General features: G+C 34.0%; 16 protein-coding genes. 11 read left to right on the forward strand and 5 right to left on the reverse strand.

Annotated elements, in window-relative coordinates:
* Positions 1–136: 136 nt before the first annotated feature.
* A complete protein-coding gene (locus B9N79_RS06785) occupies positions 137–340 on the forward strand; it encodes an alpha/beta-type small acid-soluble spore protein (RefSeq protein WP_019392625.1) in 204 nt (67 codons plus the stop codon).
* 304 nt (positions 341–644) lie between these two features.
* Here B9N79_RS06785 and B9N79_RS06790 read toward each other — a convergent pair whose 3' ends face one another.
* From B9N79_RS06790 to corA, 3 genes are all read right to left on the reverse strand, one after another.
* The gene (locus tag B9N79_RS06790) at positions 645–983 is read right to left on the reverse strand and encodes a hypothetical protein (protein WP_040060986.1); all 339 of its coding nucleotides are present in this window, start codon (positions 981–983) and stop codon (positions 645–647) included.
* Positions 984–1,300: 317 nt separating this feature from the next.
* Positions 1,301–1,945 (reverse strand): phosphatase PAP2 family protein, encoded by a 645-nt coding sequence (locus B9N79_RS06795; protein ID WP_040060988.1) that lies wholly within the window; start codon positions 1,943–1,945, stop codon positions 1,301–1,303.
* 249 nt (positions 1,946–2,194) lie between these two features.
* Entirely contained in the window at positions 2,195–3,151 is a 957-nt protein-coding gene (gene corA / locus B9N79_RS06800; protein WP_040060990.1) for a magnesium/cobalt transporter CorA, read from the reverse strand.
* A 667-nt stretch (positions 3,152–3,818) separates the two neighbouring features.
* Between corA and B9N79_RS06805 the strand changes: the two genes are divergently transcribed.
* Positions 3,819–4,043, forward strand: a complete 225-nt coding sequence (locus B9N79_RS06805) for an alpha/beta-type small acid-soluble spore protein (RefSeq protein ID WP_019392631.1) — start codon at positions 3,819–3,821, stop codon at positions 4,041–4,043.
* A gap of 997 nt (positions 4,044–5,040) precedes the next feature.
* Complete coding sequence (locus B9N79_RS06810; RefSeq protein ID WP_019392633.1) at positions 5,041–5,457, forward strand: DUF1284 domain-containing protein; 417 nt, start codon at positions 5,041–5,043, stop codon at positions 5,455–5,457.
* Between the two features lie 173 nt (positions 5,458–5,630).
* On the opposite strand, the gene B9N79_RS06815 is transcribed toward B9N79_RS06810, so the two are convergent.
* Positions 5,631–7,067, reverse strand: a complete 1,437-nt coding sequence (locus tag B9N79_RS06815) for a glycoside hydrolase family 1 protein (RefSeq protein WP_040060994.1) — start codon at positions 7,065–7,067, stop codon at positions 5,631–5,633.
* Between the two features lie 321 nt (positions 7,068–7,388).
* Here B9N79_RS06815 and B9N79_RS06820 point away from each other — a divergent pair, with 321 nt between their 5' ends.
* From B9N79_RS06820 to B9N79_RS06840, 5 genes are all read left to right on the forward strand, one after another.
* Entirely contained in the window at positions 7,389–8,222 is an 834-nt protein-coding gene (locus B9N79_RS06820; RefSeq protein WP_019392635.1) for a transketolase, read from the forward strand.
* Complete coding sequence (locus B9N79_RS06825) at positions 8,222–9,169, forward strand: transketolase family protein (protein WP_019392636.1); 948 nt, start codon at positions 8,222–8,224, stop codon at positions 9,167–9,169. Before B9N79_RS06820 ends, B9N79_RS06825 begins: the two co-directional genes overlap by 1 nt.
* A 48-nt stretch (positions 9,170–9,217) precedes the next feature.
* On the forward strand, positions 9,218–9,976 hold the full coding sequence (locus B9N79_RS06830) for an SDR family NAD(P)-dependent oxidoreductase (RefSeq protein WP_040060996.1): 759 nt from the start codon (positions 9,218–9,220) through the stop codon (positions 9,974–9,976).
* Positions 9,977–10,098: 122 nt separating this feature from the next.
* Positions 10,099–11,448, forward strand: a complete 1,350-nt coding sequence (locus B9N79_RS06835; RefSeq protein WP_040060998.1) for a gluconate:H+ symporter — start codon at positions 10,099–10,101, stop codon at positions 11,446–11,448.
* Positions 11,449–11,802: 354 nt separating this feature from the next.
* Positions 11,803–12,513 carry a FadR/GntR family transcriptional regulator gene (locus tag B9N79_RS06840; protein WP_019392639.1) on the forward strand — a complete coding sequence of 237 codons (711 nt, stop codon included), beginning with the start codon at positions 11,803–11,805 and terminating at the stop codon, positions 12,511–12,513.
* Positions 12,514–12,946: 433 nt separating this feature from the next.
* Here B9N79_RS06840 and tpx read toward each other — a convergent pair whose 3' ends face one another.
* The gene (gene tpx, locus B9N79_RS06845; RefSeq protein ID WP_046217619.1) at positions 12,947–13,447 is read right to left on the reverse strand and encodes a thiol peroxidase; all 501 of its coding nucleotides are present in this window, start codon (positions 13,445–13,447) and stop codon (positions 12,947–12,949) included.
* A gap of 311 nt (positions 13,448–13,758) precedes the next feature.
* Here tpx and pfkA point away from each other — a divergent pair, with 311 nt between their 5' ends.
* From pfkA to rpiB, 3 genes are all read left to right on the forward strand, one after another.
* Complete coding sequence (gene pfkA, locus B9N79_RS06850) at positions 13,759–14,742, forward strand: 6-phosphofructokinase (RefSeq protein WP_046217618.1); 984 nt, start codon at positions 13,759–13,761, stop codon at positions 14,740–14,742.
* Positions 14,743–14,962: 220 nt separating this feature from the next.
* Positions 14,963–15,088: a GapA-binding peptide SR1P gene (locus B9N79_RS06855; RefSeq protein WP_019392642.1), complete on the forward strand. Its 126-nt coding sequence runs from the start codon at positions 14,963–14,965 to the stop codon at positions 15,086–15,088.
* A gap of 49 nt (positions 15,089–15,137) precedes the next feature.
* On the forward strand, positions 15,138–15,590 hold the full coding sequence (rpiB, locus tag B9N79_RS06860) for a ribose 5-phosphate isomerase B (RefSeq protein ID WP_040061002.1): 453 nt from the start codon (positions 15,138–15,140) through the stop codon (positions 15,588–15,590).
* The last annotated feature ends 212 nt before the right edge of the window (positions 15,591–15,802 follow it).

Consider the following 15,802-nt stretch of genomic DNA (forward strand, 5'->3'; position numbering starts at 1 on the left):
GGAGAGGGCTATGTAACGTTCTTCTTCCCAACACATCTTATTATGTATTCTTGGTTATATCTATCTAAATTTTACCTAGTATGTCTTAAGCAAAGAAAGGAATTCTAAGATTATCTAGGGCAAGGAGGTGGCAAGCATGTCAAATCGTAGTGGTGGTCGTAACCAATTATTAGTACAAGGTGCTGAATTAGCACTTGAGCAAATGAAATATGAAATCGCTTCTAAATTTGGTGTTCAACTAGGAGCTGACCAAACAGCTCGTGCTAACGGTTCAGTAGGAGGCGAAATTACGAAACGTCTTGTTGCTACAGCTCAATCGCAATTATCAGGCCACGTTTGATCCATTAACGTATCTCGTTAATGAATCAAAAAATTTCATAGCTATCATGGCTTAGGCTACCTACAGATGTAGGTAGCCTTCAATTTTATATTTTTATTCATTTCTTATCAGCTTCAATGTTATTATGATGAGATTTTAGCTCATTTTATCTAAGGATTGAAAGCTGTTTTCCTTAGGAGGTACGGAGAGCAATTGGGTTTGCTAAAACAAAAAAATAAGAATGATAGATTGTGGATGAAAGAGCTTCTTTCTTAGCAAAAAGTAAAAGGGGAAGGTTCCGTTGAAGAGAACCACCCCCGTTTAGTTAATCATCCCTATTATCTTTATCTTGTCTATCTTCCTGATCTTCTATTTGATCTTCTGGATCTGGATTTTGGTCTTTTTCATCATCTTTGTTTAGGGTATCATTTTCATCGACACCAGGAGCATTCTCATTTCTATCTCCGTTATTTTCAAAATTCACATCATCTGCATCCCCATTATTTTCATTGTTTGTATCATTTCCACCTTCGTCATTTGGAGCTTGTTCTTCATTTTGTTGCTCATCTTCTTGGGGAGAATCTTGATTATCATTTGCTGTACAACCTGTAATAAGCGTAATAGCAAATAATCCTCCTAATGATTTTACTAACCATTCCTTCATTTTGGCACTACTCCTTTCTTAACTATGATTCAAAATTCTTTCATATTTTTTGTATTTTCCTTTTTTTTATTCACATGAATCTTGTTTGAAATAACGAACAAATCATTTTATATAAAAAAGAAGTCCTATTTTTCGTAAATAGGACTTCTTTTATTAGATTTTTATACTATGAATTAGTCAGCATGCAGTTAGAGATGAAGGTTTCAGAACTATGCAAATGTAGACTTAAATACAGTTTCAGAGTATGCACATTTATCTGTTAAAATCTCAGGTCGGTGCAATAATTGGAATAATGCCCATCTTAGACTAAAAATCAGCTAAGTCTTTTTGTTCTTTTCTTTGTGATACCTTGCATATAGGATGACAACAGTAAGCCAAAATCCACTAATAAGGTATCCACCAAAAATGTCACTTGGATGATGTACACCTAGATAAATACGACTTACTCCCATTGCTAAGATTATAGTTACGATCAGTAAAGATAATAGAACCTTTATTTTATAATGATTTAAATGAGTCCATAATAAAAATAAAAGTATACCGTAAAGAACAAAGGCATTCATAGCGTGTTGACTTGGAAAGCTATGTCCATCACTCTCTACTAAATGTGGTCCATCTGGGCGTGAACGACTAAGTAAATATTTTAGTCCCTCCCCAAGTAGTCGCTCTCCTAGCATTGTAATAATAAACAAAATCGAAGCAAAACGACCTTTAATTACAAAATAAAGATAAAATAGAATAACAAGGGAAATTCCAATGACAAAATAGCTTGAACCGATGAAGTCAAGACCTTTCATTATATGGGTTAAAAAAGAAGATCGATTATTATGAATGATTGATGATAACCATTTGTCAAATGCACTAAACTTCCCCATTTTAACTAAAACAGTAGTAAAAACAAAACTAATGATCAATAATAAACCAGTAATAATGTATGCTCTTAATTTAACTAAAATCTCCATGTTAGAATCCTCAAATCTATGTAAGTAATAATATTCTTCCCGAATATTTAATCAACATACAAATCTGTTGTTTATGAGAGGAATCTAGAGAGTTTTGTGAATGAATGATGTATAAAATCTTGTATAATGAAAAGACACAAATCCCTTAACGTTCAACAGGTTTGCGCCTTCTCTACTTCCTCGAATTAAAATCATAGTGATTAGGTTAGTCACTAGAGGTTCCCCTTAGGAAAAGGAGAATATCAAGAGTTATTTAAACCAACCTTTTCTTTTAAACCAAAGATACATGAATACTCCAATAACCCCCATGAATCCAAGAGAAAGAAAATATCCATATTTCCAAGTTAATTCAGGCATATTTTCAAAATTCATTCCATATATCCCTGCAATAAACGTCAAAGGGGCAAAAATAGAGGTAATGATTGTAAGAACTTTCATTACATTATTTGTTTGATGTGAATTCAGTGAAAGGTAGCTATCTCTTATATCAGCTGTTACCTCTCTATTGGACATTACCATTTCCGATAGTTTCAAAAGGTGGTCATATATATCAGAGAAATATTCTCTTTTTTCTCTAATACCACTCAAATGATGAGAGTTTAACATACGATAAAGTAAGTCTCGCATAGGATTAACCGTATGTCTTAGATTTAATAGCATAGATCTTGTATCGAATAACTCATTCATCAAATCGGTCATTGATTTCTTTGTTGTATTGTGTTCAATTTTATTTAATTCATCTTCAATTTTATAGATTAGGGGAAAGTAGTTGTCTACAATTTTGTCCAAAATTTGATAAAACACATAAAAGGTATCCCACTTTTCAGTATTTTTTTGTACTGAAAGCCTCTCCCATACTTGGGTAACTTCCTTTGATGGCATACGATGAAAGGTAACAATAAACTTTTCACCGACGAAGAAATCCAACTCTTCTTTATAAATTTCTTTTTCTACTTCTCGAATAATATGTGTAACATAAAAAGTATAGTCATCGTAGTAGTCCAATTTAGGACGTTGAAGCCTCTGAACACAATCTTCAATAGCAAGTGGATGGAATTGAAAAGTGTACGCTAAATGTTTTATCTCTTCATCGGTAGGTTCATTAAAATCTACCCAGAACCATTTATACTTTGATAAATCTGCATGATACAAATTAATATTTGTTTCTAAATTATTCTCATTAGTAATAGCAATAAAATTTATCATAAATAATTCTCCCTATAGCCCACAATATTCCCGCAGCTGTAAATATCTTTTTCTGTTTAGAACAAGCTAAGATTTAAGGTGACTGGAAATCTCATGTTACCTTAAGTATTTTGCTCCAAATATTGGATGTTATTCCTTTTCTTAAAAGGAGCATAGTAATGCTTCTTTTTCCTTATCGAACAATTAGAAAGATTAAAGAAGGATTATAATTGATTACATAGTTGTTGAAAACCATGATTTTTGAGGGTAATGGTTCAAAATCATAGGGATATTTTATATAAAACAAAATGTAGAGAAGTAGGGCTCATGATTATGAAAGGGATTCGGGGCAGAGTAAAAGAGAAACATTCGATAGGCATTAAAGACAGTGGGAAGCGCTTCACACATTTAAAAATGGTATGTAATAAGAAGAAACTTAGTGAAATGAAAAAAGGGGTGTGACTAACCGGTCAACATCCCTTTTCTCTTTCGCACATGGCAAACCTAATGTCGGATATGAGACTTACATATACAAGGAGATGAGAGGAAGAGTTTTATGTAACGTTCTTCTTCCCAACATAGCTTATTATGTATGAATTTCCTGGTTATATTCACCTAAAATTTACCTAGTATGTATCAAGGAAAGAATGGAATCTTAAGAGTATACAAGAGCGAGGAGGTGACAGATATGGCAAATCGTAATAGTGGTCGTAACCAATTAGTAGTACAAGGTGCGGAATCTGCAATTGAACAAATGAAATATGAAATCGCTTCTGAGTTTGGTGTTCAATTAGGAGCTGACCAAACAGCTCGCGCTAACGGTTCTGTAGGAGGAGAAATTACGAAACGTCTTGTTGCTACAGCTCAATCTCAATTATCAGGTCAAGCTGGAACAACTAACGTACGTCATTAATCTTTCAAAATTTAATAGCTATTATGGCTTGGGCTACCTATTTATGTAGGTAGCCTTCAATTATATGAAGTTTTCTAAATCGTATACACAAAACTAATTTGCATAATACGGATTATAAGAAATAAATCTTTAAAGCAGTAGCGGGCTTGAGCCTTCTTTTTCTGATAGGGGATCGATATAAACAAAGAAAAATATATACTGAGAGAGAAACAAAACTCAAAGTATACCAATTTAATTTTTAAAATAAATTGAAAAGCTATGAAAAAAAGAGAAAAGATGCGCAATATTAAGATCAATGTTTTATACGTTATTGTTTCCGTTTTCAGTGACTTTGCCTAAATAAGACCAACATGACATAATGAGATCAACAAATCATAAGGGAGGAAAATAAAATGAAAAAAATAGTTGAATTAGTTTCTAACGTAAGAGAAGTATATGGTAAATCAATGGATGATTACGGAAATACAATTTTAAAAACAAAAGTCAAGTAAGGAGGACTTTAATTGAAAATATATATCGCCGCATGTCAAACTGATCCACAAACCCATTCCAAAAGATAAAAATGAAAATCGGTTTTTTTATGAAAAAATTCCTCAATCCCTGCTTACCTATTTGGTTATCTCTCCTAAATTAACTTCATCATAAAAAGTATCTACTTTTCCCTTAACATAATTTGTCCTATTAAGAAATAAAAGTCTAGAGGATTCAAAATATACAAGCAATATTTATAGACAAGATAATAAGTAATACTGAAGTATATATTATATTTTGTTAGGATCTAGATTTTCTATTAAGCCATCCCCATCTTGTTTTCTCTTAATCAGATATAGAATAATTGATTTTCATACGTGTAAAGTCTAATCTCCATGTATAAGAGGTTTGAAATGGATTCATTTTTTAGTTAGCCTACAAATATACTATAATGAACATAAAAGTTAACTAATGATATTTTTATGTTAACATAAGGGTGATAGATTCGGTTGAAGTGGGGTGAAATATGTATAAACTGCGAGGCCACCATCTTTTTTGCCTTCTTGGCTATCGGGGAATGGGGTATTCCCCAGAATATGTGGAAAATATGACAAAGTTGCATCAAACTTTAAAAGATCAACCTGAGACAAGGATTAAGCTTATAATGGGGCCTGATCACTTGTGTGAGAAATACCCTAACTCAGGTGAATATCATTGCCAAAATGAAACCATCTACAAAAGAGATGCTGAAGTTTTAAAGAAGATGAAGCTTGAAATCGGACAAATTTTGAAATGGGAGGATATTGAATCCCGTATTCAAAAGCATGTCAACCCCTTCGATATTCAAGACATTTGTAAAAACTGCTCTTGGCGTTTTTATGGGGTTTGTGAACAAGGTATTCAAGAAATACTTGAAGGGAAGGGCTTAAGGGAAGTAAAATAAGCCCTTCTTTTATAGAAGGTTTTTGTTTTTTTAGGGGGGAGGAACATTTATTAAAAGTTTGCAATGGCGTTTTATATTTGGAAAAACAAATCATTAAGTACATTTCTTATCATCTTTTTTCTAATACTAAAAGAGCTACCGTAGTAGCCCTGAATAATAAAGTCAACTGATATTTATAGCTTGGCCCCATTAGTTGTAATAACGTCTTTATACCAGAAAAAGGACTTTTTCTTTTTCCGTTCTAACGTCCCGCTACCGTCGTCATGTTTATCAACATAAATAAAACCATAACGTTTCGAGAACTCACCTGTGGACATACTGACCATATCAATACAGCCCCAACTCGTATAACCCATTAAGTCAACCCCATCTTCGATAGCTTCTCCCATTGCTTTTATATGCTCACGAAGATAGTCAATACGATAATGATCATTTATCGTGCCGTCTTCTTCTATATTGTCATAGGCCCCTAACCCATTTTCTACAACAAACAGGGGCTTTTTATAGCGATCATATAATTTGTTTAAGCTAATGCATAATCCTTTTGGGTCAATTTCCCATCCCCAGTCACTTGCTTTTAAGAACGGATTTCTTATACCGCCAATAATATTCCCTTGTGAAGCTTCCTCATCTGTTTTCATTTTCTTCTCAGTACGTGACATATAGTAGCTAAAGCCAATATAATCAACAGTACCTTCCTTTATTATATCCAAATCACCCTCGTGCATTTCCAATTCAATATTATGTTCCTTAAAGTATCTCTTCATGAAAGGTGGATACTCTCCTCGTACTTGAACATCTGCACAATAGTAATTGAAAAGCTGCTCCTCTTGAAGGGCATACATCACATTTTCTGGATTACAATCAAAGGCATATACAGGTGCAAAGAGAATCATACAGCCTATTTTTGAGTTAGGAATAATCTTATGACATGCTTTGACCGCAATAGCGCTGGCAACAAATTGATGATGATATGCTTGAAAGGTAGGCTGGTATTTATCCTCTTCTTTTTCAATTGAAAAACCAAGGCCTTGAATCGGCATAACCAAGCCACTATTGATTTCATTAAACGTCATCCAATACTTTACTTTATTTTTATAACGATTGAAAATCACTTTTACATATCTTTCAAAGAACGTTACTACTTGACGGTTTCTCCAACCTCCATATTCTTTTACTAAATGAAGTGGCATTTCATAATGAGAAATCGTTACAATTGGTTCAATCCCATATTTATGTAACTCGTCGAAAACACGATCATAAAAAGCTAATCCTTCTTCATTAGCCTCTAATTCATCACCACGCGAAAAAATTCGTGTCCAAGCAATTGACATACGGAATGACTTGAAACCCATTTCTGCGAACAACGCGATATCCTCTTTATACCGATGATAGAAATCAATCGCTTCATGATTTGGATAGTAATATTGATCACGATGGATTTCAAAATCGAAACCTGGATTCATTAATATCTTATAGCGTTCTTTTCCACCTGGAAGAACATCGGCAATATTGAGTCCTTTATTTCCTTCATTATATCCGCCTTCTATTTGATTAGCTGCAGTTGCTCCACCCCATAAAAATCCTTCAGGGAACCGATATTTTTTCATGTTCATTACCTCCATAAGTCTATTCCATCCTTATTATTTGGTTTTTGGGTAAATTTATTAAATTCATTACTCTAAAGATAAAGACTATAAAAAATCAGATTCGAAAGTTAACTCTATTTCTATTGTAGGAAAAAAGAGAAAAATATAGGGAACATTTCTTTTCCTATAAATAAAATATTCATAAAATTTATAAAAAACTTATATACTTAGTAGACAAGTTGAAATAAGGAGTGTATACTAGGGTCATAGAACAACTTAGTAGACAAGTATATAAGTCTACAAATTAGTTGCTTTTTATAAGTCTTAATTGAGGTGACAGAAATGAAAAACATAAGTATTGAGGAATTAAAAGAAAAAGCAATTGAAATGAGACAAACTGCTGTAACAATGATTCACAAAGCACAATCTGGTCATCCAGGAGGTTCACTCTCTGCAGCTGATATTATGACAGCGCTATATTTTAAAGAGATGAACATTGATCCTAAAAATCCTAACTATGAAGATCGAGATAGATTTGTCCTTTCAAAAGGTCATGTTTGTCCAATCCAATATTCTGCATTAGCCCTATTAGGATATGTCCCATATGAAACGATTTATACACTAAGAGAATATGGTTCTCCTTTCCAAGGACATCCAGATATGAAAAAATGTCCGGGAATTGATATTTCAACAGGTTCTCTAGGACAAGGATTATCATGCGGCGTAGGTATGGCCATCGCAGGTAAAAGAGATAAGAAAGATTACCGAGTGTTCTCGTTAGTAGGGGATGGAGAATGTCAAGAAGGACAAATTTGGGAAGCTGCTCAGACTGCTGTAAAGTATCAATTGGATAATTTAGTTGTCTTTGTAGATAATAACCGTCTTCAAATTGATGGCTTCTGTGACGAGATTATGCCACTTCAAGACGTAGAGAAGAAATTTGAAGCCTTCGGTTTTGAAACTAAGAGAATTGATGGACATTCAATGGAAGACATTGTTGAAACATTAGATGAAATTAGAGAATTAAAAAATGGAAAGCCGAAATGTATCGTACTTGATACTGTAAAAGGAAAAGGCGTTTCTTATATGGAGGATATTGCTGAATGGCATGGGGTTGCTCCTAATGATGAGGAGTATCAACAAGCTATGGAAGAACTTGCAGGAGGTTTAAAATAATGAGTATCATAGAAAAAGCTCTAACAACAAAAAAAGCTACAAGAGAAGCCTTTGGTGATGAAATTGTAAAATTAGGTAAAGAAAACAAGGACATTTATGTAATTGATGTTGATATTGCAAAATCATGTAAAACAAGCACTTTTATAAAGGAATTACCCAATCAGCATATTAATGTTGGAATTGCCGAACAAAATGCTGCAGGTTTAGCTGCAGGGCTTGCAACAACTGGTAAGATTCCTTTTGTAAGCACTTACGCTGTATTTGGTTCATTAAGAATGGCTGAACAAATTAGACAAGAAGTTTGTTATCCCAACTTGAACGTTAAGATTGCTTGTTCTCATGGGGGGTTAACTCCTGCTAATGATGGAGGAAGTCACCAAGCCATTGAAGATATGGGCGTTTTAAGAAGTTTCCCAAATATGACAGTTATTATGGGAGCCGACTATCAATCTACTAGAAAATTAGTAGAGCAAGCTGCGAAGATAAACGGCCCTGTATATTTACGATTCACACGGGATAAAGTTCCAATGCTTTACGATGAAACGGAAGAGTTTACAATTGGTAAAGCAAAACAATTAAAGGATGGAAAAGATATAGCCATTATTGCAAATGGGGATACGGTGCATCTCGCTTTAGAAGCAACAAAGGAATTAGAAAAACAAGGTGTTTCTGTAAAACTACTAGATATGCATACAATTAAGCCAATTGATAGAGATGCTGTAGTAGAATGTTTAGAGTTAGGACGAATTATTACAGTGGAAGACCACAATATTTTAAATGGACTTGGAAGCGCTGTATCTGAGGTAGTTGCTGAGGAAGGAAAAGGTAAGGTAAAGAGAATTGGCGTTCAAGATCAGTTCGGTCAGTCTGCTCCATATGAAAAATTGTTAGAACTTAACGGAATTACTGTTGAAAATATTGTTCGTACTGCAAACGAAATGCTTTAAAAAACAAAATTAGTCTTAGAAATTTTAATCTGAGGAGCGAATAAAGATATGTTTGAATTAAAAGATAGAGTAGCAATCGTTACAGGAAGTGGATCAAAAAAAGGGATTGGACGTACAATTGCCTTAACCTTAGCAAAACAAGGAGCAGCTGTTGTAGTAGCTGATTTAAACGCCGATGGAATTCAAGATACTGTTCAAACAATCCAAAGTGAGGGTGGAAAAGCATTAGGTGTAGAGCTAAATGTAACAAGCAAAGAATCAGTTGACGCGATGGTTGAAACCGTTTTAAATGAATATGGACGTATCGATATCCTTGTTAATAATGCAGGAATTTCACAAAAAGTGACAGTTGAAGATATGACAGTTGAAGATATGGCTAAAGTCTTTAATGTAAATATGTTTGGGTTATTCTTATGTACTCAAGCCGTATTAGAACCAATGAAAAAACAAAAATTCGGTAGGGTTGTAAGCCTTTCCTCTGTATCTGCAAAAAGAGGAGGCGGAGTCTTTGGTGGAGCACACTATTCGGCATCTAAGGCTGCTGTTTTAGGATTCTCTAAGAATCTCGCTCGTGAAGTTGCAAGAGAAGGGATTACAGTGAATTGCGTGGCTCCAGGCCTTGTAAATACTGAGATTTGGAAGTCGCTTCCTAAAGAAGATGCTGATAATGTTATTGCTGGAATACCAATGGGTAGACCAGGGGAAACGGAAGAAATTGCATCAACTATTGCTTTCCTAGCTTCAGAAGAAGCTTCTTACATTACAGGTGAAGAAATTGATATCAATGGTGGATCACATATGGATTAATACCTAGGATAGATGGATTGAGTCTGACTCAAAACCAAAGGGTCAGACTCATCTTATTTGTGTAAATAAAATATCCTGTGCATTGTTCTATAGAATTAAAATTATTATGTTGGAGGACTACTATGCCATTATTGTTTACAGCTATTGGGGTAATATTACTACTTATTTTGATAATGGTGTTGAGATTAAACACATTTATTTCATTAATTATTGTATCGTTTGTCGTAGCTTTAATGTTAGGAATACCAGTAGAAGAAATCGCAACTTCTATTGAAAGCGGTTTAGGAGGTACACTTGGCCATATAGGTCTTATTTTTGGACTTGGGGCCATGCTTGGAAGATTAATTGCAGACGCAGGCGGATCTCACCGCATAGCCATGACGTTACTTAACAAATTTGGTGAAAAAAAGATACAGTGGGCAGTCGTATTTGCTTCATTTATTATCGGCATCACATTATTTTATGAAGTTGCTTTTGTCCTCTTAATTCCTATCGTATTTACCATTGCAAAAGAATTGAACATATCAATTATCAAATTAGGACTTCCTATGAGTGCAACTTTATTAGTAACGCATTCTTTTCTCCCCCCGCATCCAGGTGCAACAGCAGTTGCTGCTGAATATGGAGCAGATATTGGGACGGTTCTAATTGTAGGTATTATTATTGCCATTCCAACGGTTATTATAGCTGGTATATGGTATCCAAGAGTTATCGAGAAATTATCTCCCGGTATGTTCCATACAAATCGAGAAGTTATATCACTAGGTGCACAAAAAACGTTTGCATTGGATAAAACCCCTGGGTTTGGAATCAGTATATTAACAGCAATTTTTCCTGTAATTTTAATCACATTAGGTTCTGTTGTTGAAATGGTTCAAGAAACCGTAGGATTTGCAGATAATGGTTTAATCATTTTTATTCGTTTTATTGGAAGCGCTTCAGTCTCTATTTTGCTTTCACTATTATTAGCTGTCTATACTATGGGTATCGCAAGAAAGATTCCAATAAAATCTATGATGAATTCTTGTTCTGCATCTATAAATGCATTAGGTATGTTACTTCTTATTATTGGCGGGGGTGGAGCGTTTAAAGAAATTCTTATTGATGGAGGGGTAGGAACCTATATCGCTAAGCTATTTGAGGGCTCTGCGATTTCACCCATCTTACTTGCTTGGACCGTAGCAGCGCTATTACGCATTGCTTTAGGTTCCGGTACTGTTGCAACCTTATCAACAGCAGGGTTAATTATTCCAATTCTTAGTCAAACACCTGATGTCAACTTGGTTTTAGTGACACTTGCAACTGGAGCTGGTAGTTGTATGGCCTCACATGTAAATGATGCTGCTTTCTGGATTGTTAAAGAGTATATGGGAATGAGCATGAAAGAAACATTTGCAACCTACAGTGTTATTTCAAGTATCATCTCTGTAGTTGGATTAGGGTTCATTATGTTACTAGACTTATTTTTCTAAATACAAAAGAATGAATAAAATTCAATAGGTTTCTTTTCTTTTAATACAAGGAGTATTGTTCTTGACACATCTCTCTGTCATTCAATAATAAATATTCCAAGAGGCGGTGTGTATACTTACTCCTTTGTGTTAAAAATGGAGAGAAATCAATTTGAATGCAGAAAATTGTTATAACCCTAGTTTACAATTACTAAAAAGTTGTATAATATACATATAGTTAACTAAGTAGACAAGAAGACAACTCAAAGGAAATCGTTGATTGACGATTTAATGTATTTTCTTCCCTCTTAAAGCAAGAGAGTGCGATATGGTGATGACTTTTAAAGTGTAATAAATAAAAAATAATGGAGAGAAGTGGTTAATATTAGATTTAATCGAGTTTCTAGTAATAAATTATATATCCAAATTTATCAACAAGTTCTTTCAGAGATCCAATCAGGGGCATTTAAAGTAGGAGATAAGCTTCCTGCTGAAAGGGAACTCTGTGAGCAATTTGGAGTTAGTCGTGCTCCAGTGAGACAGGCTTTAAGTGCCTTAGAATTAAACGGCTATATTTATTCACGACAAGGGGAAGGTGTTTATGTAAAAAGCCATCCATCAGCTTCCGAGGACCAAAATTCAGCTATTATATTAGAAGCTGTATCGCCAGAAGATATTGTTGAGGCAAGAATGAATATTGAACCTCTTATTGTAAAGTTTGCAGCATTAAGAGCTACTGATGACGATATTAAAGCGCTGCAAGAGACTATAAATAAGATGGAAGAAGAAACAAAATCTGGAGTATACGTACCTGAAACAGATGAAAAATTACACAATCAAATCGCCATTGCTTCTCATAATGATCTATTTATCAAATTTATGTCAGCTATTAGTACAGCAATGAAACAACAAGAAATGTGGCACTTCATTCGAGACCGAACTGTTACTCGACCAGACTATAGAGATGTGAATTTTAAAGAACATCAATTATTAATTAAAGCTATAGCGGATCATAATGAAAAAGAAGCAATAGAGCTAATGACTAACCATATGGAAAATTTGTATGAGAGATATTGGAAAGCTTAAAATTCTAAAATTCTTTTGATTGTTTTGTAAACCTTTAACATGTGTCTAGTTATTTTAATATATATTAACTATCTTAGTTAGAGTTAAGATACTTTACTAAATTCAATGCGGAGAGCAAAGCATTGTTATAAATTTAAAGGCTGGCGATGCTTATCGGCAGTCCTATTATCGTATGATTTTTAAGATTTATAGCACCATAGAAGGTCAAAATAACAGAGACTTCATACTCTAAACAGTAGAGGAGTCTAGCTCATGATTGACAGTTGAGTTCGGAGTTTTTTATTTAAAATGAAGGAGTGATACGTGCATCCATGTATATGACTTCTTGAGGAGAGGTTGCCTGGTGGCAACCTCTTTTTATATATTGGGAGGGAAGGATAACTTCCTATTTGAGGAGGGAATTTTTAAATTTATATTCATTTCATCTTACTTTTTATTGCGCTGCTTTTACAGCTTCAATTGCTGCTTCATAGTTAGGGTGATTTGTTGCTTCATTTACATATTCAACATATGTGACTTTATTATTAGAATCAATTACGAATACAGCACGTGCTAATAAACGCAGCTCTTTAATATGGACGCCATACGCTTCACCGAATGAGAGGGTACGATGGTCAGAAAATGTATGTACATTTTCTAGTCCATTTGAAGCGCACCATCTTTCTTGAGCAAATGGTAGATCAACGCTAATTGTTAAAACTTCCACATTGCTGATAGTTGAAGCATCTTCGTTAAAACGGCGTGTCTGAGCGTCACATACTCCTGTATCGATAGAAGGCACTACTGAAATTAAGCGAACTTTACCTTTGGAATCTTCAAGGGTTACTGGATTTAATTCATTATTAATAACAGTGAAATCAGGTGCTGTATCCCCAACTTTTACCTCGTTCCCTAATAACGTAACAGGTTTGTTTAAAAATGTAATCGATGCCATTTCAAATTCCTCCTTAGGATTTATGTAGATTATAAATATAGTAATCTAACAAATTTAACGATGAACAATAAAGATAATAAATTTAAATAGAATCCATTATATTTATTGACATCTACACATATTATAAGTAATCTAGGTATATAAGTCAACTTAGTAGACAAGTATACAAATTAAAAATTAACAATGAAGTGTATTTTCTATTCAAAAGTTGCAATCGCTATCATTAAATAGAAGGAAATAAATTTAGTATGAGTTAGCACTTAACAGACAAAGATTTCAATTACTAGAAATGGGAAAGTGAGGGAACAGCCATGAATAAACTTGGTATCTTAACAAGTGGAGGAGATGCTCCAGGAATGAATGCTGCTATACGAGCTGTTGTTATAGCTGCACAACAAAAGAATATAGAGACAATGGGAATAAAAGGTGGGTACCAGGGTTTGATCAATAGAAATATTGATAGGTTAACGCCTTTTGATGTTGATAGGATTGCAGATAAGGGGGGAACTATATTAAAAACTTCTAGATGCCTAGAGTTTATGGAAGAGGAAGGAAGAAAAAAGGCTGCAAGAGTACTAGAGGAATTTGGCATAAACTTTTTAGTTGTTATAGGTGGTGACGGTTCCTTTAAAGGAGCAGAAAAATTACATCGTTTAGGCATCAATGTGATAGGTATACCTGGAACGATCGATAACGACTTTGCTTATACAGATTATTCAATAGGATTTGATACAGCTTTAAATACTATATTGGACGCTATTAGTAAAATTAAAGATACGGATTTTTCACATGATAAAACAACGATTATTGAAGTTATGGGAAGATATTGTGGGGATTTAGCCACTTATTCAGCGCTGGCTGGTGAAGGGGAAATTATCTCTATCCCAGAAAGAAAATTAGATTTCGATACAATTTGTTCACAAATACATTCAAAGATGGCCAGTGGCAAACATGACAACTTAATCATTATTACGGAAAAGATGTATGATATCGAAGAGCTGAAAAAGTATATTGAGAAAAGGCTGCAGGTTAGCGTCAGAACTTCTATATTGGGTTTTATACAAAGAGGAGGAAGTCCATCAGCTTTTGATAGAATATTAGCAAGTAGGATGGGCGTTAAAGCGGTGGAACTGTTAACTGAGGGATATTCCGGCCTTGCGGTTGGTATTAAAGAAAATAAAATAATAAGCATAGAACTTGAAAATGTAAACAATATACGGTTTGATTATCATGAAAAACTTGGATTGTTAGATACATTTAGCATTTTTAACAAAGGGGACCAAGTTTTAAGATAGCTCAATAACTAACGAAAGTTCATTATAATATCTTAGTTTCCACTTTATGATTTTACTCATAAAGTTTCTAATAAAACTAAAAAAGCCACAGCATGTCAAGGAAAGAGTTTTAGTTAATTTAATGATATTTGTATAAATATATAATAAATATAGCATCCATTCATCACAACATAGCAGACAAGTATACACGTTGTTTAATATATATAAAGGAGGATGAAAAATGGGGATACTAATTTGTCAGGAATGTAATTCAATAGTTGATCATGTTGAAGACAAAAAGGTAAGCGTTTTTTTTACTACGTGCAAGTGCTGTAAAAAAAAGAATGCTAGTACTTTGGAAAAGTAATTTTAGATGAACTTTTATAACAGTTATATAAGAATAGGAGTGGGCGAAAATGAAGGTAGCTATTGCATCAGACCATGGTGGTATTACGATTCGGAATGAAATTATCTCGTTAATGAAAGAGATGAATATTGAATATGAGGATTTAGGGTGTGAATGTGACACGTCAGTGGATTATCCAGATTATGCAATTCCAGTAGCAGAAAAAGTGACTAGAGGAGAAGTAGATCGTGGAATTTTAATTTGTGGTACTGGCATTGGTATGAGTATTGCAGCCAATAAAGTAATGGGGATTCGTTGTGCCCTTGTACATGATCTATTTAGTGCTAAAGCGACAAGAGAACACAATGATTCAAATATATTAGCAATGGGGGAACGTGTTATCGGTCCAGGACTTGCACGTGAAATTGCAAAAGTATGGCTAACAGCACCTTTTGAAGGTGGTAGACATGAGAAACGTATCAATAAAGTAAAGATATATGAAGAAAAAGAATTGTACGCATGATTGTTTAAAGGTATGAAAGAGGGACTTCTCTCTATGTAATTCGATATGTACAATCAATAATGTAAGTGTATTTCTATGTATGTAGTATGAAAAGTCAGCATGCTTTGATTAGAGGAAGTAAAAAAAGCACAAACCTATTGAGCAATGAGGTAGTTCAATTAAAGTTGGAATAATGAACATAATTAAGGATTTTTAAGGAACTCTAAGAAAAA

The organism is Priestia filamentosa, from assembly GCF_900177535.1.
Taxonomy (GTDB): Bacteria; Bacillota; Bacilli; order Bacillales; family Bacillaceae_H; genus Bacillus_I; species Bacillus_I filamentosa.